This is a genomic window from Virgibacillus dakarensis (assembly GCF_900155625.1).
Lineage (GTDB): Bacteria > Bacillota > Bacilli > Bacillales > Amphibacillaceae > Lentibacillus_C > Lentibacillus_C populi.
On the sequence record NZ_LT732554.1, the window covers coordinates 2,627,471 to 2,648,595 of the forward strand.

Sequence of the window (21,125 nt, forward strand, 5' to 3'; positions counted from 1 at the left end):
CTATGCCTTATGACACAAAGTATGGATAATGAATAACCAAATGGTGTTAAGGACCTGATGGAGGGATCATCGAATGGAAATATGATGAATAAGCCAATCAATAAATTATTATTTCATTAAAAAAGAAAAGGTGGGTTTCCGTTATGGGATTTATTGTAACTAATTTTAAAAATTTGGTGTATATGCTTTCCTGGTTTTTCATTGGATTTTTATATTTTTCGTTTTATTTAATAAGCATTACCTTTTCCGTAGGAGTAAGCTTTACAGTAGTTGGAATTCCGATTTTGGCGGGAGTTTTTCGAACCATCCCTTTTTTATTGGATATTGATCGAAAGGCAGCGGAGAAATATGCGAACATAAATATTCCTAGCTTAAAGTGGGATCCACAAGATAAAGTAACAAGGGAAGTATCAGACAAAAGAAATTGGTTTGCTGCGGGAATCATGATTTTTCCAAGGTTTCTTTTCGGCTTTTTAAGTTTTATTGCTGCTTTTGTATGTTATTTGCTGCCAATCGCTATGATCCTATCACCCTATTTGTACAGATTATTTGATATGACGATCATGATGATTTCGATCGATACATTACCACGTGCTGTTATTGCTTGCATATCAGGAATCATTTTGTTGTTGTTGTTATCCCGTTTGGCAGCAAAAATTGTAAAATGGGCAGGGAGTTATACAGAAAATATAATGGAAACGATTCGAAGTTGGCGATGAACTTTTGATGATGGTACAAAAACAATTAGAGGGATCATTTTCTGATTGTATATTCTAATAAAGTAGTCACTATTAAAAAATTCGGTCTGTCTTTAGGATTGCAGACCAATATGTTGTTGCAAATAGGAACCAAGTCGTTTATTATGGATATTGTAGGTCCATAATAAAAAGTAATATTGGTAAAGGAGGAGGAAAACATGCAGTATTCTAAAAGCACCGATTACGCCCTGCACGCTTTAATTCATTTGGCTCACTCGGAGCACCGCAACAACATCGGTATCAAGGAGTTATCTGCAATGCTTAGCGTTTCGGAAAGCTACTTATCCAAAATCATGTCCAAGCTTAGAAGGGATGGGATCGTACGTGCTGTACCCGGAGTGAAAGGCGGTTATGAGCTTGCACGACCGGCTGGAGAGATTACGTTTCTTGAGGTTATTCAGGCGATCGAAGGCAGGCAGCAGATGTTCGAATGCTCTAATTTAAATTCGCAGCAGCATCGGTTGTTAGCCGAAGTGAAAGATGCCGAACCGATTCAAAACGATTCTGTTCACGGCGAATGCCTGGTTAAAAAAGTGATGGACGGAGCTGAACAGCATTTGCATCAATACTTGCAGGAGCATACGATTCAGTCCGTGTTGGATACGGTTGCCAAGAACTGCAACCATTTGGCAAACAAGAAGTGATACACCTTCTTGTACTTTAATTATGGATATTATAGGTCTATGGAGGTTTAAATTAACAATGGAAAAACAAATTCTCGATGTAGCCATTATTGGCGGAGGCCCAGCAGGTTTGAACGCTGCCCTCGTTTTAGGAAGAGCAAGGAAAAATGTGACGGTGATCGATGAAGGGCGTCCGCGTAACGCGGTGACTCGGGAGTCTCACGGGTTTCTTACTCGTGACGGGATTAGCCCTAGTGAATTGCGACGGATTGCGAAGAAAGAGATATGCACCTATCCCTCTGTGTCTTTTGTAGCGGATATCGCTACGTCGATTGAGGGAACGGACGGTCAGTTTCAAATCACGACTAAGCAAGGAAAAACCTTTACAAGCAAAAAGATATTGTTTGCTGTCGGCATGAAGGATCGGCCGCTGGACATACCGGGCTTAGCAGAGGTCTATGGAAAAAGCGCCTTCGTCTGCCCATATTGCGATGGGTGGGAATTAAGGGATGAACCGCTAGTCATTATTATCAAGGGGTCTGAGGTCATGCATTTCGCTCCACTCATATCTGGATGGACGAACCATTTTACCATCTGCACGAATGGCCCTGATGAGCTTACAGATGCTCAGCGCGAGGAGCTGCAGCGGCATCAAGTACCTCTGTTCGACTCGGCGATCCGGTACATCGATTCAAACGACGGGCTCGTGCGGCAAGTTGTTCTCGAAGACGGAACGACCATTCCCTGTAGAGGAATCTTTTTTAAACCGGATCTAATTACAGGATCGGACTTACCGCGAACCATAGGATGTGACATCACGGATGCGGGAATGGTTGTCACGGATGACTTTGGAAAAACGACCATTCCGGGTGTATATAGCACCGGGGATGCAGCATCACGAATGCATCAGTTGATTGCCGCCGCTTCTATGGGCGCATTTACTGCAGCGGCCATAAACAATGAACTCAATATGGAAGCATGGAGTAGAAATGAATGAAGATTTTTGCAACATGTATGACAGGTTATATTGGAGGATAGGCCAGTCATTCGGTATTGGATTGACCAATAGCGCCATTGTGATTGCAGAAATTCTGGACTATGCTATATCAGTTCCATTTTAGTAAGAGGAGGTTAAATCATATGCAAAAAAGAGAGTATAATTCTAATGACATTTTTGCAAAAAAAGTTGAATTCCTTGATAATCCTGAAAGAAGAGGAGATATACCCCCAAAACAGCTGCCGCCTGCCAATTTGGAGCGGGAATAAACGAATATTTATTATATAACAAATATTATTATTCGGTTTTTTATTGACTGCAAGTATGTTTTCTTGTAACATATCTTTAGATAATACTAGCGTATAATTTCGGGAATATGGCCCAAAGTATCTACCAGATCACCGTAAATGGTCTGACTACGCAGGTTAAGAGGTAATTTAGGTTCGTTGACACGATTATCGAATAATTCGTGTTTCATGTTCTTCAATAACTCTTTCTTGCATAGTTAGCACTCTTGGTCGTGGATCAAGAGTGTTTTTAATTTTACTTTCGAGGAGGGGAAGCATGAAAAAATACTTCCGTTTTGAGGAGTTAGGTACAAATTATAAAACTGAATTCATGGCGGGGTTAACGACCTTTTTGGCAATGGCCTATATCTTATTTGTAAATCCGGCAAATCTTGCTTTAGTCGGGGTCGAAAACCTTCCGGAAGGGGTAACCCGGATTGATCAAGGGGCAGTGTTTACGGCAACAGCCATTTCTGGTGCGATTGGCTCCCTGTTTATGGGGGTTATTGCCAAATACCCAATTGGACTTGCACCCGGAATTGGGTTAAGTGCGTTTTTTGCTTATACCGTTGTTCTCGGTTATGGAATCCCGTGGCAAACAGCTTTATCTGGGGTATTAGCATCTGGACTTATTTTTGTTTTATTAACATTGACAGGCTTGCGTGAAAAAATTATTAATGCCATTCCAGCTAACTTGAAATTAGCTGTCGGTGTTGGAATTGGATTCTTTATTGCATTTATCGGATTTCAAAATGCCGGGATCATTGTTGGCAATGAGTCAACATTAGTGGCTATCGGTGATTTAACATCACCAACTGTGATGCTGGCAACGTTTGGTATTGTCATTTCGGTCGTCTTGCTCAGTTTGAATATCAAGGGTGGCATCTTCTTTGGGATGATTTTGACAGCAATTGTCGGCATGGTAACGGGATTAATTGATCCGCCATCAGGATTAGGCGGAATTGTCGGCGAAGTACCAAGCTTAGCACCAACGTTCGGACAAGCATTTGCCCATTTTGGTGATATTTTTAACATGGATATGCTTGTCGTTATTTTAACCTTTTTATTTGTCGACTTCTTTGATACAGCAGGAACACTGGTGGCAGTTGCAACACAGGCTGGTTTGATGAAGGACAACAAATTGCCAAGGGCTGGAAAAGCATTGTTTGCTGATTCCGCGGCTACGGTTGCTGGTGCGGTAGTTGGAACATCGACAACTACATCGTATATCGAATCATCAGCAGGTGTTGCAGCAGGGGGACGATCAGGCTTTACCGCTGTCGTTACGGCAGGACTTTTTATTTTAGCGTTGTTTTTCTCACCGTTACTTAGTGTGATTACTCCGGAAGTGACTGCACCAGCACTAATTATTGTCGGTGTTCTGATGTCGTCATCGCTAAAGGATATTGAGTGGGATAAATTTGAGATTGCAGTACCAGCATTCTTGACGATTGCTGCAATGCCATTAACCTACAGCATTGCAACCGGAATCGCGATCGGCTTTATTTTCTATCCGATTACGATGATCATGAAAGGCCGGATCAAGGAAATCAACCCGATTATGTATTTACTGTTTGTGATTTTTGTATTGTATTTTGTATTCCTAAGTTAGATTAAAAAAGCGGAGCATAGTGGCTCCGCTTTTTTGGTGTAAACATCTTCTAATGGCTAACCTAACAAACGTTACTCCACTTCCCTTGCTGCATGTTCTTTCCCAAACGGTAAAACATGGTAGAGTGTTAAGAAAATCGTACCCGCCAAGGCAAAGCATCCCATTATAAAGTAAAGTGTATTTCCTCCATATGAATCAATTAACGCACCCCCGATAAGGGAGCCGAAAATGCCTGATACCCCGAAAAAAACGGCATAAAAAACAAGATGCCCGGTTGATTGCAGCAGCTTTGGAATCAACCTGGTAATGTATTGAAATGCTGCCAGATAAAACACGCCAAACGTTACCCCGTGCAGTACTTGTAATGAAACGATGTAAATGGGGTCATTAATTGCTGCGTAAATAAACCAACGAATGGTATATAAAATGCCAGCAATCATGATGAAAATCAATGTATGGAATTTTTGAAACCAGAGCCCAGCAAACGCGAATACAGCAGCCTCGCTCACGACGCCAACAAACCATGCCAGACCAATCATTGTTTCATCTCCACCAAGCTGTTCGATGTAAAGCCCGATAAAACTGTCATTTGCCCGATGAGAAACGGAAATTAACATGATGATAAATAAAAATATAAAAAACGGCTTATTTCTAATAATTTTCATAACATCTTTTAGCTGAACGGGCTCGGTTTCGACTTTCACGTCGGTTAATCGCAATGCTACCATTAATGCACATGCTCCAAAAAACAGATACGGCAAGATCATATATTGCACACCAACAGTAGACAGCACCTTACCGACAATTAGGGAAGATGTTGCAAAGCCAATCGACCCCCACATGCGAATTCCGCCAAAGTTTACATTCAAGTCATCTGCCCGCCGCTGGGCAAGGCTGTCACCTAGTGCTCCGATCGGTGTGGTGAAAAAGTAAAAAACGGCTCCCATTAAGATGATTGCAATTAATTGATTCATCTGAAAGAATAGGACACTACTGATTAACAGTCCGATAATACAAATTACTAATGTCCATTTGACCGTTTTATACTTGTCGCTCATGTAGCCCCAGAAAGGCTGTGAAAAAATAGCTGCGAATGGACCAACAGCAAGAACCCAGCCAATTTCGGTACCGTCTAACCCTTTGTACTTTAAATAGATAGGCAAGTAACTCAAGATAATAGTATTTGTCGCATGAAAGCAAAATAATAGCATTTTAAGCGGTGTTAACGATTCATTTTTTGACATGCACACTCTCCTAATCTGCAAAAAGCTATGTAAGAGATTATTATACTATGATGTGAAATAAAACGGAATACAAAATGAACGAAACATCCCTCATTAACTGGCAGTAAACCCCACTTCAAGAATTCGAGAGCAGCCGAGGATTATAAGTGGGGGATCAACTTCCCGTAGGTGTCCGACCATAGGAACAGGAACTAAGAACCTAAATCCAAGTTTGCGTCAGGGCTTCCTTACGTTGTATCCTATCGTACACGACCAAAAAGAGTGGGGGAGACAGAAGGAAAAGATGGTTACTTTATTACAAAAGAAGAATTTTTTCAAAAAGAATGGATTGCCAAAACCAATTACTCCGGTAATTTTTATGGTATAACTCATAAGGAAATTGAACCTTTAAAAAGGTCACATATGGTTTATGTAATAGACTGGGATGGATTTATTTATATGAAGAATAAATTGAAACCCATTCACAAAAATGCAGAAGCAATCAGTATTTTTATTGATGTAAATATAGAAGATCTTCAAAATCGGATGATAAAACAACAGAGGTCAGACACTGAGATTAAGAAGCGAATGGACCGGTTGCATATGGATCTCCAGGTAAAATATAAGTGCGATTATATTATTGAAAACAAAACAACCCTTGAGAATGCGGTTTCACAATTACATGCTATTATTACTCAAACAAACAAAGTACACTGCTAAATTAGTTGGTGTACTTTGCTCATAGATTTGCAGTCGATCAGATTAACAAACTTTAAAACACAATAGGATGTAGATGGTTCATCGCTGACTGTTCTATGTTGTCAATGCAAGTATTATAAATATCCTCAATGTAATCAACTTCTCTACCCATTATAATATAGATGGAATTTTTTATCTCCGCTTTTAATTCATTTACATCATAATGATCTAAATACGTTCCATCCCTTAACTCATCATAAACAGAACTGGAAAGGAATAATAAAATTTCCTCTAATTCCAACGAATGTTGCGATTCGTCTAATACACTAAAAAAAGTATAAATTTCTCCTTCCACCTTATCATTAATTACATACACAATAATCGTTCATTACATGCTGCATAAATAAATAATTAATGGATGAGACAGCAATCTTAGCAATTTGGTTCATGATCCTAAATAACCCCCTCGATCTTATTGTTTTAAATTAGTATAGCAAAACGCAATTCGATATTCAAGATCATGTGTTCGTATCTTAGTAATAAAAAAGAAAGTATTAGTCCTATTTCTACAAAATGGATATCAAATATACCATTCAATTTTGACAATGAAATTGTAAAAATTGATAAAGCTATTAATACAGTATCGACACAGCGTTCTTCATTAGGTGCTGTACAAAACCGCTTAGAACATACGATTAACAACCTTGGTGCATCATCAGAAAACTTAACAGCAGCTGAATCTCGTATTAGGGACACCGATATGGCCAAAGAGATGATAGAATTCACAAAGAACAATATTCTTACACAAGCAGCTCAAGCAATGCTTGCCCAATCAAATCAGCAGCCCCAAGGTGTGCTACAATTATTACGTTAATTATAAAGGGAACCCTGCATCGGGGTTCCCTTGGTTGATTATATAGTACCCCAGATTTGTCGCCCAGGTTTTTAGGGTTATACCCATTTAGAAAACGCTTTCATTAATTGAAAGAATAGTATATAATTGAATTTGAAATAAGAACCCATTTGAGGATTACTTATTTCAATATTCGGTAGTGTAAAAAGTTCTATGAAAACAACCTCAAAATAAAACTTCCAAATTTTTGAGAGGAGAAAAACTACCGCCATCGCTCTTGACAAACACGACAATGGTTTACATGTGAGGTGTCAAGGGCGAAGGGAACAAAAGAAGGCATGACAAATAAGCCCTTGACTTTTACCATTTTAAACCATTGTCCAGTTCGGTTTGTCAAGAGTTCGCTACGCCGATGGCTAGTTCGTCGGGCTCAGCTAAACAAAAGCTAGGCCGATTGCTGCTCTATCAAGAAGTCCTGAGCCATGGAGATTAGCTTTGTCCATCTTTCCGGCATATTTGGCATTTTTTCAAGTTCCGGGATGATGACAGGAACACTGTATTCAAGTGATGCGTGCGGGCGTAAGAAGTTAAAATACGCCACAAACAACGTCACGTAGGAAACAGATCCTTCCTGGGAACCAAACCCAGTTGTAGCCCTGTAGTTGCCTTTAAACGAGCGATTCAACCGTTCAATGATTTGTTTCAAGGGACGGTATTCCTTGGAAACAGGGTCGTCGTTGGTAAGCCCAATTACCTTATGTATATCGAAGTGAATGCCATGTTGTGCAAAGTAATGCTGGGCTAGAATATAGATTGGGTTGCCGTCAACGACAAACATTAAGTCATCAGGAATTGTCTTGAACTTTTGCAGGACTTCATCCAATGCCTTGATTGCGGATTGTGTATCACGATTTGGTGAAACCGGATAAGACAGGATAATTTTCTTCACCGCATCAAAGAAAAAGAATAAATAATGCCAACGTCCTTTCACGCGGATATAGGTTTCATCACCACAGAAGCTGTTAGATAGTTCATACGGATAGTGATCAACATATGGCTTTGTGATGAGTGCGACACTGTTCATGTAATTCAATATCGTCTGGTGCGAGATTTTAATTTGATGAACATCGTACATCAGTGCAGCTGTTTTTCGGGCAGAGAGACCATAGTTCACATGATACGTTAAAATAAGTCCTAATGTATGTGGTGAAGCATAGATCCGTGAAAGATCCACTTTAGGATTCACTGGTGATTCCTTGGATAAAGGTTTGAAATCAAAGTAAAATTCACGAAAGATATACCGAACCTTAAACGCCTGTGGATCTTGTTTAAAACGTTCTTTTTCTTCTTCGGTCATCTGGTTCAGCTTCTTTTGGTAAAAGGAACAATTATTGTTTTTACACTTGAAAACGTAGAAATCCTTACGTTCTTTGATTCTTTCTAGTGTTTTCAAGCAGTGAGGGCATTTGATAATAGCCTCTTTCAAAAAGCGATTCTGTTTATTAAACAGACAACCACACACTTTACATTGGTATTGCCCTTTGTCACCGTTGTTGGCATATAAATACGAAGCAGGGGCCGAACACTTTGGGCATGTTAACGTCGCTGGCACCTTAACCACACTATTTTTACGGCGAGCGACAGGTTTTAATACTTTACCATGTTTAGCTTGGTATTTCAGGATAAGTTCTTGAAAATCGAGTTTTTCCAGGGTTTCGATGACAGGCATTTCATCGACTTCCAATTTTCTGTAAGGCTTATTAACAGGCTCATCAAATTGAGCTTTAGCGACCGATTTACCTAAAATAATTCCTAAGAGCCCAAAAATAATCTTTTCTTGGTACTTGATATATTGAAGCAAATAGGCTATAAATTGAGGTAACAACTTGTCACTTCCTTTTTGGGTGTTTATGGGTGTGTGGTTACCTCATTAATACCCTAAATTTAAGGGGGTGGCAAGTTTTTTTGTATAAAAACGCATGAAATCGGGAAAGACAATAGTTTTTACTAAGAAACATTTGACAATACGCAATATTCTTAAGGAGTGTTAGTATGAGAAAAGTTTTAGTAGGGGTTTTAGCAGTTTTGATGAGTGTAATTGTTTTTTCGTTTTCTGGTGAAGTTACACACGCTTCAGAAATATCTCCAACAACACCGCCTACACATATTCTGATAGTGAGTCAGAAGTAACTAGATTTGTAGAAAGTAATCTTATTGGTACAAAAATTAATGTACCAGGCAACAATGGTATCTCTCCTCAAACAGGAGGATATTTATACAAAAATGTTAGTTGGAGTGAAAAAAACAAAAAGAAAACTTATTTAGGGATAGTAACGAAAGGTACTACAGTGAGTTTCGGAGTTAATGCAGGTGGAGGTTTTATCAGAATTGGTATTGCAAAGTCAACGAGTCGGAAATATCGTGAATATCGTGTAACAAGTCAATTTAAATCTACTTGGAAAGTTTATGACAAGTATTCAGGGTATTATGTGCGTACTGAAACTTTTAATCAGAAAGTAAAATATAAGAGTTATTCACGGGTTAAATAGTAAATAAGCAGAAAATATCTTGCTTAGTTTAAAGAAAATAAGATCCAAGAAAATTCAGATATAAAACATCCCGGATCTTATTTTATTTATATAAAATATAAAGCAAGGTATGGGGTAGTACCAGAGACTAGGGGAAAAGTAAATGGATTATAATTGGATCTGTCAATAACCTCGTTATATTTATCTTTTTATTATCAAACAAGTGACATCAGAAGTACAAAGCTATTGTAAAAAAAGTGTGTGCATATGCAATAAAAAATATTGTTAGTTCTTATATAGATTATCCCCAAACCGATTCCCAACATTAAAAATTGAACCAGCATTGCAATATTTCCATCAACAGAAACTCCGTGCGAAAACGTAAAGATTAACGATGATAGTATGACGGCTGCTAATTTTACTTTGACTTGCCAGTTATTATTGATGAAGATAAATCGATAGATAAATTCTTCATATATAGGACCGATGACCAAACTATTAATAATAAACAAAATGCTAAATGAGAAGGATTCTAGCACCAAACTATCAAAAATTAGAAATAAAAGAAGTAAATTACCAAATAATAGTATAATTGCAGGAATTAACGAATAAATACATATTGTTTTAAGCTTAATATTTTTAATGGATGCAAGAATATCACGATAATAACTTATCAAAATTATAACTATAAACAATATGTTGAGAAGCAATTGATTGTTTTCAACTAGAATTATAAAATAGGGGTTTCTAAGTACACCGAAATGGGTTTTTAAATATATTATAGCCCATAAAGTAAATATAATAAATCTTTTAATGGAGACCCCCACCTATCTTAATTATTTTGGATTTCTCTTGTATGAAACCGTTTAGCATATTATACAACAACTGAGATGTTAGTTCGCTATATTGGGGTCCAGTCAGGAAAATGCGCATTTACAACGATTAGATTTATTAGTGAGTTTGTCCAATAAGCCCCCCTTATAAGAAACTCTCAGGGGCTTTTCGATTTACTCTGATTTATATTTTTTTGATAAAGTTTCGATTCCAATTGCTAAAAGTATTTTTGCAGCTACTAGAAATAAACTAATGACTAGAAGTATGTCAAAGAATGATTTCCATAGTAAAGATAGTTCTAGGCGTACCAGGGGGCAACCTATCGTTGACACTTAAACATTGTCTTATCAGACATTTTTCAACGCCGAGATTTAATTCTTATAACTGATGATATTGAAGGAATAGGTGCACAATATTTTTAAAATCGTCTTCGCTTAGTTTTCCTACAGGAGTTAACGCTTGATTATCAAAGTAACTGTATCGATCATATTGTACAAATGATTGTTTTGTTAAGTTTGAATCCGGACTGTTTTTTATTTCCTCACGAAATTCATAATCTCCATTTCCCGTTATTTTTAATCCCACCGCTTTGCCATAATCCGTGTTTACTACAATAATAAGGACAGGGCGATTTTTATAACCCTGTCCGAATTCATAAGGAAAATCAAGTCTATATATATGTCCTGGTTCCATTAATCATCTTCCGTCCAATATCTGTAATCAGGGTGGGTAGGATCAATTTTTACACGTCCAAATTCATCAAGAGAAAGAGATTCCTTTTTATCTAGCTTCGAAAAGTCTATAGAGTTAGCTATAGCTCTTAATTTGCGATTCTGAACATCATCACGCACTCTTTTAGGAGACTGCTTATATGGAGTAGACGTTGGCATTTTTTCATCCTCCTTATCAGTCATATACATCACCACCTTAATTGGGACAGATGGTATTAGTATATGCAATAGTCTTAATAATGATAAGTAAATACTTGATATTAGTATCTATATTTTACCGTAGGTACAACGGACTTGTCAATTTTCGAACAGAATCACATCCTTTCGGTATTAATGATAGCCAGATGTAAATTACGCATAACACAAGTTATATGTAATTTACTTAAAACTCAGGCATCTAGGTGAACGAGCGTTTGCCTATTATTGATAAATGAACCCTGGTTTAGGCATAAAAAAGGCAGGAGATTTTTATTTTCCCCTGCTCTCTTCGTGATCCAATTTAAAATAAAAACTTTTCAACACCAATTAACACAATAGATAATAAAACAAATCTAATAAATACATCTTTCTTTGATAGCTTTTCTTTTTCAATATATTTATCTGCCAGTACTAGCAGGAAAGCTAATATTATTAAACTAATGGTAGGCATGTATCCACCCCGATTAAAATTTATATTCTAATTCATCGTAAAACCTTTTCAACACTTTACCAATCAAATATTAACTAAAATTCTTTTGAGGTTATACCACCGTCCGCATGTACTTCAAAACGTACCTTTCCATCCCACGTTTTGCCGTCATTATCGCTAATGTATAGGATAACTTCTTTGCTACCTATTTTAGGGACAGAAGTACCAACAATCTTATTCCATACTGGTATTTTATCTTGAATCGTATAAGATGCCCCGTGTTTTGCAACCCCTTTTACGTTTGGATTTATTTTAATTTTATTTACTACGTTTTTAATCGTATTTATTTTATCAACAGAATACTTTCCGATTCTTCCAACGGCCAATGTTCCTAAAAAATTTGCCGTTATCCAAGTACCTTTTGCTGCATAATAATTAATTACACCCTGCTCGGCGTTTTGCGTGAAGTATTTTAAATCAGGGTTATCCTTAAAAATGATAAAATTACCGTCTTTCATGGTGTAATTAACGTCATAACCTTTTAGATCAATGGTCGATGGATTAATGCCTAATCCGTCATAATCAACCCGTTTACCCCTACTGACCTCCATATTATTTTTTTTCCATTCTACTATTCCGGAACCGTCTGCACCTTCCGTATTATAAAAATTTTCCTTTGATACGGTATGACCAAATTCAGTATAAGGCAATCCCATTGCATTAAACATATTTTCTCTCCGGTACGTTTGGATGTAACCTTTTAACACTGGAAGCCCTTCAAACGCTAACGTACTCATATAATCTGTAAAACGTGCTTCTCCTTTTTTCGTTCCAGCTCTGTCCATTGTCACTTGGATTTGATGCAATAAGTCCTCTGTTTGGTGTCTATTCTTCTGTTGAGTAAAGGAAGCAAGCTTTTCTTCTAAATCTGTTATGGTTTTAATCGTATCATTTTTTATACTTGTAACGGGCTTAAAATCAGGTTTAATTGCACTGCTAATATCGGCCACATTATCAATGGTTCCATTAATGGATTGTTTTACATTCTCCATTTTCCCATACATTTCTTCAATATCTTGTTCCAGGTCGAGCAAATAATTGCTTTGGATACGTGCAGCGCTGCTTGTATCTACGTTGGTATAAAAAGTCTCTATATGCTGTTCTAAATTTTGCTGAAGGTCTGTGAATAATTTGATGAAGGCATCTAATAGTGTCAAATGAATTTCTGCAAAATAATTTTTTGCCTGATCTGCTGCTTTTCCGGAAAAAGAATCCATTGTTTGAATCTTACTGATACCCGACTTAATGTTTTCCAGGGTTGTTTTTGTTTCTTCTGCGGACACTTTGAGGTAATTTGAAAACTCGGTTACTTCTTCCATATCCACCTTATGGGCCATTGGTTTCCACCCCCATTTCATTTGCCAATTGTTTATCTGTTGCTTGCATACGCTCACCTACATGTACAAGCGTATCCAAATCTGAATTAAGTAATGTTTGGTATTGATGAATCATTGTTATGGATTGCTTTGTCATTTCTAAATCCTGTACAAATACTTCTATGTTGGTTTGATCGAATTCTGTTTCAGTTCCGGGTTTTAAATTAGAAAGAACGGATCTCACATTTTCAATGTTCTTCCGTAATTCATTAAATTTAATATTAATCTCGTTGGCCATCACCTTCACCTTTTACTCATATTATCCGACAGAATGGCTTTTAATGATTCCGTCCTCCTAATATCATCATCTATTGTTTCTTTCGTATCTTCTGCATTTGAAATATAGGCTTTTATTGCATTTTTTAAATCCGCATACTGTTCAACAAATTTGTTTTCTTCCTTCCCTTTCCAAATTCCTTCACTAACCATTAAATTATCGGCATAGGTTTTCAATGCTTCCAGTTCCGCAATATGGTTGGAAAGTGTTGCAGACGCTTGTTGCAATCTTGTTGCCTTATCCGACAGGGCCGCTATTTGAATCCTGGTATTACCTATTTGTGATCGTCCTTTCTCATTGTTCGGAAAATTTTTATCGTACTTTTATTTTATAACAATGATTTATGGTTTTAAACGCTTTTGAGGAAATAAATTCCCATATTAATTTCCCACACATCTAATAAACCTCTGTCTGAATACCACCTTCACTACCAACACGACTTAATAATCCTTCTTTATATGTAGCTGCAGACACATAACAGAAGGATCCACATTCTCTATCGTCCTCTAACGTTTTAAAACCAAATTTATTCATGAGTTTTGTTGCAAGTTCCCGGTGAAAATCATTTTTAAAATACATCTTTATTCCTCTCCTATTTATTAATCTTAAAGTTATCATACTATAAAATAGAACAATAAAATATACGAACATGCGTTTATCCTTAATGCTGCTTTAGTTGTTTAGTACATAATGATATGGTTATGCGTAATTTACAAAGCCCAAGAATCAGTCAATATGTTTCCATGTTCTTCTCAAAACAATGTCAGATATGGTTGATCTTGATACATTAAATTTCATTGCCAACTCTTTTTGCGATTGTGTTTTTTTGCACCCCTCTTCCAAAAGCTCCTTATATAAAGTCCGTATATAACGAACACTTTTATCATTTAGTTTTGATGATGGGTTTGTATTTCCAAGTTTTGTTTCAGATAATTTCTTAAGATACTCCTTATCTGTCTTTCTTTTTTGCGTAGCAGCTTTCGTAAAGCTACACCTCTGATCGTCCGTCAATCTTTCAAACTTCGTCTTTGTGACCCACATCGTGATGCCCTTAACTAACATTCAGTGGGGGATGAAGGCATAAGTGGCTCACATCCTCATGCCTTCGCCTGCATTAGCACTTCCTGTTCGCCAAAACCCCCACTAAATGAAGTTTCACTTTATTGGATTTATTCGTATGATGATTAAAACCTTGGAGTAGGTGTGATGCTATGATGGTGGTTACGGGTTAAAAACAGGATGAAGTTTGGGAAATTGCTTGGGACGAAGATGATACCCTCGATAAGTGATTGAAATGACAGGGGAGCAGAGTCGATGAAACGAACTATTCGTGAAATCATTGCCGGACGTTTTTACAAAGAATAATGAGAGATAATAGTGGAATCCTCGGGGGTACTCCCCAAAGACCCCGCTTAACTCTTCCAATTAGTCTCAATAAATTCATCCCTGCCAGATTTGGCGCGATCTTCTTGATATTCTTGTTTGTTCTTCTTATAAAAGTCCTGATGGTATGTTTCGGCAGGATAAAATGTTGATGCCGGAAGAATGCTTGTAACAATCGGTTTAGCAAATTTCCCACTTGCATCAAGCTCTTGTTTGGATGCTTCAGCAATACTTTTCTGCTCCGTGTCATGATAAAAAATAGCAGTACGGTAAGAGTCACCGCGATCATGGAATTGCCCGCCGTCATCGGTTGGATCAATTTGCTGCCAATAGATCGTTACAATTTCGCGATAAGAAATAAGCACTGGATCATATGTTATTTCAACAGCCTCGTAGTGTCCGGTTGTACCTGTTTTGACATCCTCATATGTCGGGTTTTCCGTATGACCGCCAGTGTAGCCCGAGACAACGCGGTGAATTCCGTCCCATTGATCAAATGGTTTTACCATACACCAGAAGCATCCCCCTGCAAATGTAGCTTTTTTTAGTACGTTATTCATGCCGATTCCCCCGCAGTAGATAGTTTTTTTACAGTATTTGCAGTAAACTAGAAATAGTATTTTTTAAGGATAAGAAATTATATAAATCTAGACTTTATTCTGCTTATGGCAGAGCAGGATGTTTCATGCGTCCAGTCGCGAAACGGACGTTTACGCCTTCGTTTACTATACCATATTTGACAGGAGGAAACATGATGAATGCACCGTATGTAGATAAATTACTGACAGGTAAAGTGAAAAAAATGGGTCGGCCTAACGCGGAAGAGCGGATGGACAGGCTATGGGAAAGTGGTATGTTTAAAAATACGGTTGATGCAAAAGTATGGCTGGGGAAAAGCGGATTAGCAGAAGACGAAGTGGCGGACACCAAAAATCATGGCGGACCGGAAAAGGCGATATTTTCCTACCCAATGAACCATTACGATGATTGGCGGCGGGAGCTTGATTTGGCTTCGATCGGCGTAGGTGCAATGGGAGAAAACCTTTCTGTCATGAATATGGATGAGAAATCCGTTTGTATTGGTGATACATATAAGTTCGGTGATACCATTATTCAAGTCTCACAGCCCCGCCGCCCTTGCTGGAAACCTGCCCGCCGTTTTCGGATTATTGATTTTGCCCTCCGCATCCAAAATAGCGGACGGACAGGCTGGTATTTCCGAGTATTACAAGAAGGGTTTGTGCAAGCTGGTATGGAGCTGGAATTGGTGGAACGCCCATATCCGAACTGGACAATCGCAGCTTGTAATGAGATCATGTACGTTAAAAAAGGTGATGTAATGCTTGCTGAAGAACTGGCATCCTGTGAATTTTTAGCGGAGAACTGGAAACGTACGTTACATAAACGGTTGGCCGGGAGGGAATCTTCTATTGAAAAACGAGTGTATGGACCGAATAAAAACTAGTTTAAGGAGTTTTCTGTCGGTGCAGAAGGCTCTTTATTAAACTTATAATGGCAGGGCTCACCTGCTTGGCGTAAGAAAATCGGCGTGGAGATTGCAGCAATTACAGTAATGCGTATAACATCTGCAGAAGCGCGTCAACATCAACAGAGAATGGACAAACATCAACAGTAAATCATGTAACTTCAACAGAGAATAGCCAAACATCAACAGTGAATCATGTAACATCAACAGAGAATGGCCAAACATCAACAGTGAATCATGTAACATCAACAGAGAATGGCCAAACATCAACAGTGAATCATGTAACATCAACAGAGAATGGCCAAACATCAACAGTGAATCATGTAACTTCAACAGAGAATCACCAAACATCAACCGTACTGTGCAATATCAACAGGTAACGAACCGAAGCACGAAACATCTCCTTTTATCGACCCTTTCCAGCTTCCTTATAATTATAATCGTTTTTTATCACGCAAATGGGGCAGCCTGGTTCAAACTAAGTTATTTACATAACCTTGCCACTTTCCACTACACATTATTCGATTGTAGTGGTGAAAGGAGGGGAGATGTTGAAAAAGCTTGAGCTTAAATTTTTGAATGAGCATGGCAAAATCGTCACTTATGCATTGGAAACACCGATTGAACCAGTTGCCCCGACTGCTGTAAAAAGTGAAATGAAAGAAATCCTGGTACAAAATTCTTTTACTGGTTCAGGTGGGGATCTTGTTTCGATAAAAGGAGCCCGTTTTGTGGAGCACAACGTAGAGGAGATCGAATCTGTTTAATTAGAGCAGGAAGGATTTGCCCAATAATTTTCTTCCTATGACCAGTGGCTTGGCCTTGGTTTCATTTTTTCAAAAGATCGGAGGGAGCATATATGGAGGCGTGGATGTCGTTTGTAACAGAGGTTGGCTTTCCGATTGTCGTGACATTTTATTTGTTGCATCGAATTGAAGGAAAACTCAACACCCTAATTGAATCGATACATGCATTGCCGGAAAGAATGAAATAATGGAAAGGTTTTCCATCAAGGATCAAACGAATTTGCTCACATGGACAACCTTTTTCACCGATAAACTTCCTAATTCATCTTACGTACTATTGGAAAGTTTTTAAAAGGGAAATTTTTACATGAGAAGGAATATTGTTTACCTTGGAAGAATTTCAAAAAAGACTTAAGGATAGGTCAATGTTTAACAGACCTATTCAGTTATATAATAAAGGGCTGAATATCCCGCTGATTCCAGCCCGTTAGAGAAATACATGTTCATCAATCTGCAAGCAATTTGACTGGTACACGATGTTTGCTGCTGGTGTTTGAAATCAAGCGGTATAATTGAATAAACACAATCCCATCCCGGTAACTTGCTTTTATTTTGTCCGACCTTACTGGAAATGGCAGATTTATTTTTCGTTCAAATACGCCTTGCAAAATTTCCTCGTTTAGCACTGTTCCGCCACTATGATTAACATCTATTACCCCATTTATTTCAAGCACCGTGTAATCCACATATATATCCACTTTGTTTAAATCGGTTAATCCGGGAATACTTATCAGGCATGTAACCTCATTTTCCGTTTGATACATGTTGATTTGTGGAATAGTAGGTTTTATAATACCTTCAAACTCGTTCCAAAAATTTTCGCCAAAAAATGTATCCATATTCTTTTTCCAATCAGCCATTTGTTTAAACGGATCCATTATTACACCCTCTTTGTTCCTGAATTAGATGATATGCAATAGGTTATGCAGGTTATTTTAACTGGGTGAATGTCATAGTATTTAATTTTGGGGGGATTTGTGTATATTGAACAAAGGCGCAAGAGCTGGGCGCTTGTGCTGGACGTGGCCTACTCTGACATGTGCGGAATAGAGCCCGTATTCTTATACTTTCTTACCTATTAAAATAAACGTTCGGGGGAATTTGTTGTGCTGAGTAATGCATATGTAATGGTTGCCATTATTCTTGTCATTAATATTGTTTATGTCTCATTCTCGACGATGCGAATGATTTTGACATTGAAAGGGCGCAGGTATTTAGCCGCATTTGTTAGTATGTTTGAAATCGTTGTTTATGTTTTAGGTTTAGGTCTGGTGCTTGATAATTTAAACCAGATCCAAAATATTATCGCATATGCGGTTGGGTTTGGGATTGGTGTGATTGTCGGGACAAAAATTGAGGAAAAACTGGCGCTCGGTTACATAACGGTCAATGTTATTTCATCCAATCCAGACATTGAATTTACTCGGAAGTTACGAGATAAAGGATATGGTGTGACAAGCTGGTTTGCTTATGGAATGGACGGGGATCGTTTGGCTATGCAAATTCTTACTCCAAGAAAATACGAGCTGAAACTGTATGAGACAATTAAAACCATTGATCCAAAAGCATTTATTATCTCATATGAACCAAAGCAAATTCATGGTGGTTTTTGGGTGAAACAGGTACGGCGAGGACGATTGGGCAAAAAGGGATCTGTAGGTAGTAAACCTGGTGCACAATCGCAATTTACAGGTTCAAATCTAGAATAGCAGGAATAATCCTTATGACACTTTGGGAAGTACTACTTATGAATTGAAATGCAGATATAAAGGACCCTGTTAACGATAATGTTCGCTAACAGGGTTTTTATTGTTAGCTTTAGGTGGAGATATCAACGGTTTGTTTTCATCTGTTACAGGGCAGTCATTCATGTGAACGGTGGGCCCGATTAGGTTCTTAACTCAAGTTTCGGAGTAAAAAAATCCGTTCAAACCCATATCAAATCAGGGTTTACTATCAAAAACAAATCAAAAAAATACAAAAAACACCCTATTCTTTGGTAAAATATAGGTAACGACACCAACCAAAGAAAGGATGTTTTCCTTGTCTACTATTTTACCAAATTCTAATGAAAATGAAAAATCAAATTCACGTATGCTGCGTTTTTTCACCCAAGCAAAAATTGGAACTTTCCTGCATCAGTCCAATATTCATAAGGAAAAGGGAGTTTCTGCTCGTATTATTGTTCAATTCATTTTTGCACTCGTTCTTCATGGCATGGGCTTTTCCCGGGCACTCGAATCCGAACGAATTCCAAAGCATTTTCAAAAGGATACTGTATACGACCTTTTGAAAAACCCTACGTATAACTGGCGTAAGTTTCTTGCATGTGTTGGATCATACCTCGTTATAAAGTACATTCTCCCATTAACGTCCAAGGACCGGGATCGTGTGCTGATCTTTGATGATTCTCTATTTAGTCGCAATCGGAGTAAGGTCGTTGAATTGCTTGCACGTGTTAAAGATCACACAACCGGGAGATATTTCAAAGGCTTCCGTATGCTTACACTCGGTTGGTCTGATGGAGCTACGTTTATGCCACTTGCTTTTTCGCTTTTAAGCTCCAAAAATGTTGCCTCTCGTTATCGAGAGATGGACTCGAAAATAGACAAGCGAACAGTCGGTTATCATAGACGCCAAGAGGCAACACAAAAGAGCACCGAAACAATGTTCAATCTTTTGGACTCCATTCATCCAAAAAAGCTTGGCGCGAAAACCGTTCTTTTTGATAGCTGGTTTGCTTATCCGGCAATCATATCGAAAATCGTGAAAAACTACCCTCTCCATGTTGTTTGTATGATTAAACGTTCTCCAAAGATTCACTATACATATGAAGGAGAGTCTTACACATTGAACCAACTTTACAAAAAGGTTCGCAAAAAGCGTGGTCGCGCCAAAATTCTTGCAAGCATCGTAGTTGGACTTGGTCACGATGACGAAAATGGCAATGAAATTCAGGCGCGGATTGTTTTCGTACGTGATCGAAACCGTTCCAAAAAGTGGCTTGCACTTTTAACAACCAACCTCGCCCATACGGAAGAAGATGCCATCCGAATTTATGGAAAGCGCTGGGAAATTGAGTGCTTTTTCAAGGTGGTCAAATCTCATTTGCGACTGGCCAAGGAGTTTCAATGTCAAAGCTACGATTCCATGACTGCACATACAACGATTGTCTTTCTGCGTTACATGATGTTGTCATTGAGCGCCCGTGAGGAAGAAGATCCCAAAACTCTTGGACAGCTGTTCTATATGTGCTGTGATGAGCTTGATGATCTTCGCTTTGCCGAAGCATTAATGACCATACTGGAAGTATTAGGATCCATGCTTGCGGAAGAATGTCTTCTAACGGATGAACAAATTAATGAATTTCTGGATCGCTTTTTTAACAAATTACCTGGATTCTTACGTAACCCGTTACTTAATCCAGGTGCAGCATGATATAAAATCACCTCTGTTCTATTTATACCATAGGTTGAGGTTTATTTATCATGTCCGATACTTGAGTTCTTAAGTTTAAAAACCGAACGTTAATCAGTGTTAATTATCTATTGTTCGATTTTGTGTTGACATGTATGGAGGCCGTTTGCTATGCTAAGGACATCAAATCAAATAAATACGGTACCTCATATATTTCCTGAGAATATGGCTTGGAAGTTTCTACCCAGCACCGTAAATGCTGGACTATGAGGGAGGGTGAATCGTTGTTGATAACAATGATCTGTTTGTTGATGTTTGAAAAAGTCTATTCATCTTCTCTCATAATAGAGGGGAGACGAATAGACTTTTTTAATGGAAAAAGGAGAAATGCTGAAGATAGATACGAAATGGCTGAACCTCGACATGAAAATGCTGGATTTTGGAATAAAAGTGCTGAAGTTCTAGAAGAAAATGCTGAAAAACGGCATAAAAGTGCTGAAGTTCACATCTCGTTCATCAAGCTAGGAAATTTCACATGAAAAGAGGG

Annotated in this window: 25 protein-coding genes, 2 pseudogenes and 2 riboswitches; of the genes and pseudogenes, 15 read left to right on the forward strand and 12 right to left on the reverse strand. The window is 38.1% G+C overall.

Translation table 11 applies throughout. The features are described 5' to 3' along the window. Positions 1-143: 143 nt before the first annotated feature. The 5 genes from CZ382_RS22155 to CZ382_RS22170 all read left to right on the forward strand — a co-directional run bounded on the left by CZ382_RS22155 (position 144) and on the right by CZ382_RS22170 (position 4,277). Entirely contained in the window at positions 144-719 is a 576-nt protein-coding gene (locus CZ382_RS22155) for a sensor domain-containing protein (RefSeq protein WP_088053237.1), read from the forward strand. Between the two features lie 197 nt (positions 720-916). Next, positions 917-1,402, forward strand: a complete 486-nt coding sequence (locus CZ382_RS22160; RefSeq protein WP_088053238.1) for an RrF2 family transcriptional regulator — start codon at positions 917-919, stop codon at positions 1,400-1,402. A 58-nt stretch (positions 1,403-1,460) separates the two neighbouring features. Then, positions 1,461-2,378, forward strand: a complete 918-nt coding sequence (locus CZ382_RS22165) for an NAD(P)/FAD-dependent oxidoreductase (RefSeq protein ID WP_088053239.1) — start codon at positions 1,461-1,463, stop codon at positions 2,376-2,378. Positions 2,379-2,521: 143 nt separating this feature from the next. After that, on the forward strand, positions 2,522-2,647 hold the full coding sequence (locus CZ382_RS24580) for a hypothetical protein (RefSeq protein WP_268811337.1): 126 nt from the start codon (positions 2,522-2,524) through the stop codon (positions 2,645-2,647). 69 nt (positions 2,648-2,716) lie between these two features. After that, positions 2,717-2,817: riboswitch (purine riboswitch) on the forward strand. A 125-nt stretch (positions 2,818-2,942) separates the two neighbouring features. Then, positions 2,943-4,277 (forward strand): NCS2 family permease, encoded by a 1,335-nt coding sequence (locus tag CZ382_RS22170; RefSeq protein WP_088053240.1) that lies wholly within the window; start codon positions 2,943-2,945, stop codon positions 4,275-4,277. Positions 4,278-4,348: 71 nt separating this feature from the next. Here CZ382_RS22170 and CZ382_RS22175 read toward each other — a convergent pair whose 3' ends face one another. Then, positions 4,349-5,521: an MFS transporter gene (locus CZ382_RS22175; RefSeq protein WP_088053241.1), complete on the reverse strand. Its 1,173-nt coding sequence runs from the start codon at positions 5,519-5,521 to the stop codon at positions 4,349-4,351. Between the two features lie 240 nt (positions 5,522-5,761). Here CZ382_RS22175 and CZ382_RS22180 point away from each other — a divergent pair. Together CZ382_RS22180 and CZ382_RS22190 are read left to right on the forward strand one after the other, a co-directional pair. Beyond that, positions 5,762-6,220: pseudogene (locus CZ382_RS22180) on the forward strand (hypothetical protein); the annotation flags it as partial. Positions 6,221-6,809: 589 nt separating this feature from the next. After that, a pseudogene (locus CZ382_RS22190) lies at positions 6,810-7,073 on the forward strand (flagellin); the annotation flags it as partial. A 424-nt stretch (positions 7,074-7,497) separates the two neighbouring features. On the opposite strand, the gene CZ382_RS22195 reads toward CZ382_RS22190, so the two are convergent. Then, positions 7,498-8,937, reverse strand: coding sequence for a DDE-type integrase/transposase/recombinase (locus tag CZ382_RS22195; RefSeq protein ID WP_088049299.1), 1,440 nt, complete (start codon positions 8,935-8,937; stop codon positions 7,498-7,500). Positions 8,938-9,104: 167 nt separating this feature from the next. Here CZ382_RS22195 and CZ382_RS23860 point away from each other — a divergent pair, with 167 nt between their 5' ends. Beyond that, complete coding sequence (locus CZ382_RS23860; protein ID WP_159457860.1) at positions 9,105-9,242, forward strand: hypothetical protein; 138 nt, start codon at positions 9,105-9,107, stop codon at positions 9,240-9,242. Beyond that, a complete protein-coding gene (locus CZ382_RS24940) occupies positions 9,194-9,601 on the forward strand; it encodes an LMxysn_1693 family intestinal colonization protein (RefSeq protein WP_407701334.1) in 408 nt (135 codons plus the stop codon). Before CZ382_RS23860 ends, CZ382_RS24940 begins: the two co-directional genes overlap by 49 nt. 194 nt (positions 9,602-9,795) lie before the next feature. On the opposite strand, the gene CZ382_RS24945 is transcribed toward CZ382_RS24940, so the two are convergent. The 9 genes from CZ382_RS24945 to msrA all read right to left on the reverse strand — a co-directional run bounded on the left by CZ382_RS24945 (position 9,796) and on the right by msrA (position 15,429). Further along, on the reverse strand, positions 9,796-10,407 hold the full coding sequence (locus CZ382_RS24945; protein ID WP_088053244.1) for a CPBP family intramembrane glutamic endopeptidase: 612 nt from the start codon (positions 10,405-10,407) through the stop codon (positions 9,796-9,798). 385 nt (positions 10,408-10,792) lie between these two features. Beyond that, positions 10,793-11,107 (reverse strand): type II toxin-antitoxin system PemK/MazF family toxin, encoded by a 315-nt coding sequence (locus tag CZ382_RS22205; RefSeq protein WP_088053245.1) that lies wholly within the window; start codon positions 11,105-11,107, stop codon positions 10,793-10,795. Beyond that, positions 11,107-11,328: a hypothetical protein gene (locus CZ382_RS22210; RefSeq protein ID WP_088053246.1), complete on the reverse strand. Its 222-nt coding sequence runs from the start codon at positions 11,326-11,328 to the stop codon at positions 11,107-11,109. Before CZ382_RS22210 ends, CZ382_RS22205 begins: the two co-directional genes overlap by 1 nt. 540 nt (positions 11,329-11,868) lie before the next feature. Beyond that, complete coding sequence (locus tag CZ382_RS22215) at positions 11,869-13,170, reverse strand: T7SS effector LXG polymorphic toxin (RefSeq protein WP_159457862.1); 1,302 nt, start codon at positions 13,168-13,170, stop codon at positions 11,869-11,871. Continuing rightward, complete coding sequence (locus tag CZ382_RS22220) at positions 13,160-13,447, reverse strand: TIGR04197 family type VII secretion effector (RefSeq protein WP_088053248.1); 288 nt, start codon at positions 13,445-13,447, stop codon at positions 13,160-13,162. The genes CZ382_RS22215 and CZ382_RS22220 overlap by 11 nt, the downstream gene beginning before the upstream one ends. A gap of 5 nt (positions 13,448-13,452) precedes the next feature. Continuing rightward, a complete protein-coding gene (locus tag CZ382_RS22225) occupies positions 13,453-13,764 on the reverse strand; it encodes a YwqH-like family protein (protein ID WP_088053249.1) in 312 nt (103 codons plus the stop codon). A gap of 118 nt (positions 13,765-13,882) precedes the next feature. Then, on the reverse strand, positions 13,883-14,065 hold the full coding sequence (locus tag CZ382_RS22230; protein WP_088053250.1) for a hypothetical protein: 183 nt from the start codon (positions 14,063-14,065) through the stop codon (positions 13,883-13,885). Between the two features lie 147 nt (positions 14,066-14,212). After that, positions 14,213-14,527: a helix-turn-helix domain-containing protein gene (locus tag CZ382_RS22235; protein WP_088053251.1), complete on the reverse strand. Its 315-nt coding sequence runs from the start codon at positions 14,525-14,527 to the stop codon at positions 14,213-14,215. 371 nt (positions 14,528-14,898) lie between these two features. Beyond that, the gene (msrA, locus tag CZ382_RS22240; RefSeq protein WP_088053252.1) at positions 14,899-15,429 is read right to left on the reverse strand and encodes a peptide-methionine (S)-S-oxide reductase MsrA; all 531 of its coding nucleotides are present in this window, start codon (positions 15,427-15,429) and stop codon (positions 14,899-14,901) included. A 191-nt stretch (positions 15,430-15,620) separates the two neighbouring features. On the opposite strand from msrA, the gene CZ382_RS22245 reads away from it, so the two are divergent. The 3 genes from CZ382_RS22245 to CZ382_RS22255 all read left to right on the forward strand — a co-directional run bounded on the left by CZ382_RS22245 (position 15,621) and on the right by CZ382_RS22255 (position 17,349). Further along, positions 15,621-16,334 (forward strand): MOSC domain-containing protein, encoded by a 714-nt coding sequence (locus CZ382_RS22245; protein WP_327366067.1) that lies wholly within the window; start codon positions 15,621-15,623, stop codon positions 16,332-16,334. Between the two features lie 569 nt (positions 16,335-16,903). After that, positions 16,904-17,122: a DUF2922 domain-containing protein gene (locus CZ382_RS22250; RefSeq protein ID WP_407701316.1), complete on the forward strand. Its 219-nt coding sequence runs from the start codon at positions 16,904-16,906 to the stop codon at positions 17,120-17,122. Between the two features lie 92 nt (positions 17,123-17,214). After that, positions 17,215-17,349, forward strand: coding sequence for a YvrJ family protein (locus CZ382_RS22255; protein ID WP_088053255.1), 135 nt, complete (start codon positions 17,215-17,217; stop codon positions 17,347-17,349). 258 nt (positions 17,350-17,607) lie between these two features. On the opposite strand, the gene CZ382_RS22260 is transcribed toward CZ382_RS22255, so the two are convergent. Beyond that, complete coding sequence (locus CZ382_RS22260) at positions 17,608-18,039, reverse strand: Hsp20/alpha crystallin family protein (RefSeq protein WP_088053256.1); 432 nt, start codon at positions 18,037-18,039, stop codon at positions 17,608-17,610. 228 nt (positions 18,040-18,267) lie between these two features. Here CZ382_RS22260 and CZ382_RS22265 point away from each other — a divergent pair, with 228 nt between their 5' ends. The 3 genes from CZ382_RS22265 (at position 18,268) to CZ382_RS22275 (ending at position 21,117) form a co-directional block, all read left to right on the forward strand. Further along, entirely contained in the window at positions 18,268-18,870 is a 603-nt protein-coding gene (locus CZ382_RS22265) for a DUF2179 domain-containing protein (RefSeq protein ID WP_230856102.1), read from the forward strand. Positions 18,871-19,195: 325 nt separating this feature from the next. Continuing rightward, positions 19,196-20,599 (forward strand): IS4 family transposase, encoded by a 1,404-nt coding sequence (locus CZ382_RS22270; protein ID WP_230856030.1) that lies wholly within the window; start codon positions 19,196-19,198, stop codon positions 20,597-20,599. Positions 20,600-20,764: 165 nt separating this feature from the next. Continuing rightward, a riboswitch (purine riboswitch) is annotated at positions 20,765-20,865 on the forward strand. Continuing rightward, positions 20,863-21,117 (forward strand): hypothetical protein, encoded by a 255-nt coding sequence (locus CZ382_RS22275; RefSeq protein ID WP_088053257.1) that lies wholly within the window; start codon positions 20,863-20,865, stop codon positions 21,115-21,117. (Overlaps the previous riboswitch by 3 nt.) The last annotated feature ends 8 nt before the right edge of the window (positions 21,118-21,125 follow it).

Bases quoted from the DNA above. Each gene is read 5' to 3' on its own strand.
- CZ382_RS23860 (WP_159457860.1), top strand. From the start codon at position 9,105: ATGAGAAAAGTTTTAGTAGGGGTTTTAGCAGTTTTGATGAGTGTAATT.
- CZ382_RS22215 (WP_159457862.1), bottom strand. From the start codon at position 13,170: ATGGCCCATAAGGTGGATATGGAAGAAGTAACCGAGTTTTCAAATTAC.
- CZ382_RS22175 (WP_088053241.1), bottom strand. From the start codon at position 5,521: ATGTCAAAAAATGAATCGTTAACACCGCTTAAAATGCTATTATTTTGC.
- CZ382_RS22220 (WP_088053248.1), bottom strand. From the start codon at position 13,447: ATGGCCAACGAGATTAATATTAAATTTAATGAATTACGGAAGAACATT.
- CZ382_RS22260 (WP_088053256.1), bottom strand. From the start codon at position 18,039: ATGGATCCGTTTAAACAAATGGCTGATTGGAAAAAGAATATGGATACA.
- CZ382_RS24580 (WP_268811337.1), top strand. From the start codon at position 2,522: ATGCAAAAAAGAGAGTATAATTCTAATGACATTTTTGCAAAAAAAGTT.
- CZ382_RS22165 (WP_088053239.1), top strand. From the start codon at position 1,461: ATGGAAAAACAAATTCTCGATGTAGCCATTATTGGCGGAGGCCCAGCA.
- CZ382_RS22155 (WP_088053237.1), top strand. From the start codon at position 144: ATGGGATTTATTGTAACTAATTTTAAAAATTTGGTGTATATGCTTTCC.
- CZ382_RS22160 (WP_088053238.1), top strand. From the start codon at position 917: ATGCAGTATTCTAAAAGCACCGATTACGCCCTGCACGCTTTAATTCAT.
- CZ382_RS22270 (WP_230856030.1), top strand. From the start codon at position 19,196: ATGTTTTCCTTGTCTACTATTTTACCAAATTCTAATGAAAATGAAAAA.
- CZ382_RS22235 (WP_088053251.1), bottom strand. From the start codon at position 14,527: ATGTGGGTCACAAAGACGAAGTTTGAAAGATTGACGGACGATCAGAGG.
- CZ382_RS22245 (WP_327366067.1), top strand. From the start codon at position 15,621: ATGATGAATGCACCGTATGTAGATAAATTACTGACAGGTAAAGTGAAA.
- CZ382_RS22255 (WP_088053255.1), top strand. From the start codon at position 17,215: ATGGAGGCGTGGATGTCGTTTGTAACAGAGGTTGGCTTTCCGATTGTC.
- CZ382_RS22250 (WP_407701316.1), top strand. From the start codon at position 16,904: ATGTTGAAAAAGCTTGAGCTTAAATTTTTGAATGAGCATGGCAAAATC.
- msrA (WP_088053252.1), bottom strand. From the start codon at position 15,429: ATGAATAACGTACTAAAAAAAGCTACATTTGCAGGGGGATGCTTCTGG.
- CZ382_RS22210 (WP_088053246.1), bottom strand. From the start codon at position 11,328: ATGACTGATAAGGAGGATGAAAAAATGCCAACGTCTACTCCATATAAG.
- CZ382_RS22205 (WP_088053245.1), bottom strand. From the start codon at position 11,107: ATGGAACCAGGACATATATATAGACTTGATTTTCCTTATGAATTCGGA.
- CZ382_RS22230 (WP_088053250.1), bottom strand. From the start codon at position 14,065: ATGTATTTTAAAAATGATTTTCACCGGGAACTTGCAACAAAACTCATG.
- CZ382_RS22170 (WP_088053240.1), top strand. From the start codon at position 2,943: ATGAAAAAATACTTCCGTTTTGAGGAGTTAGGTACAAATTATAAAACT.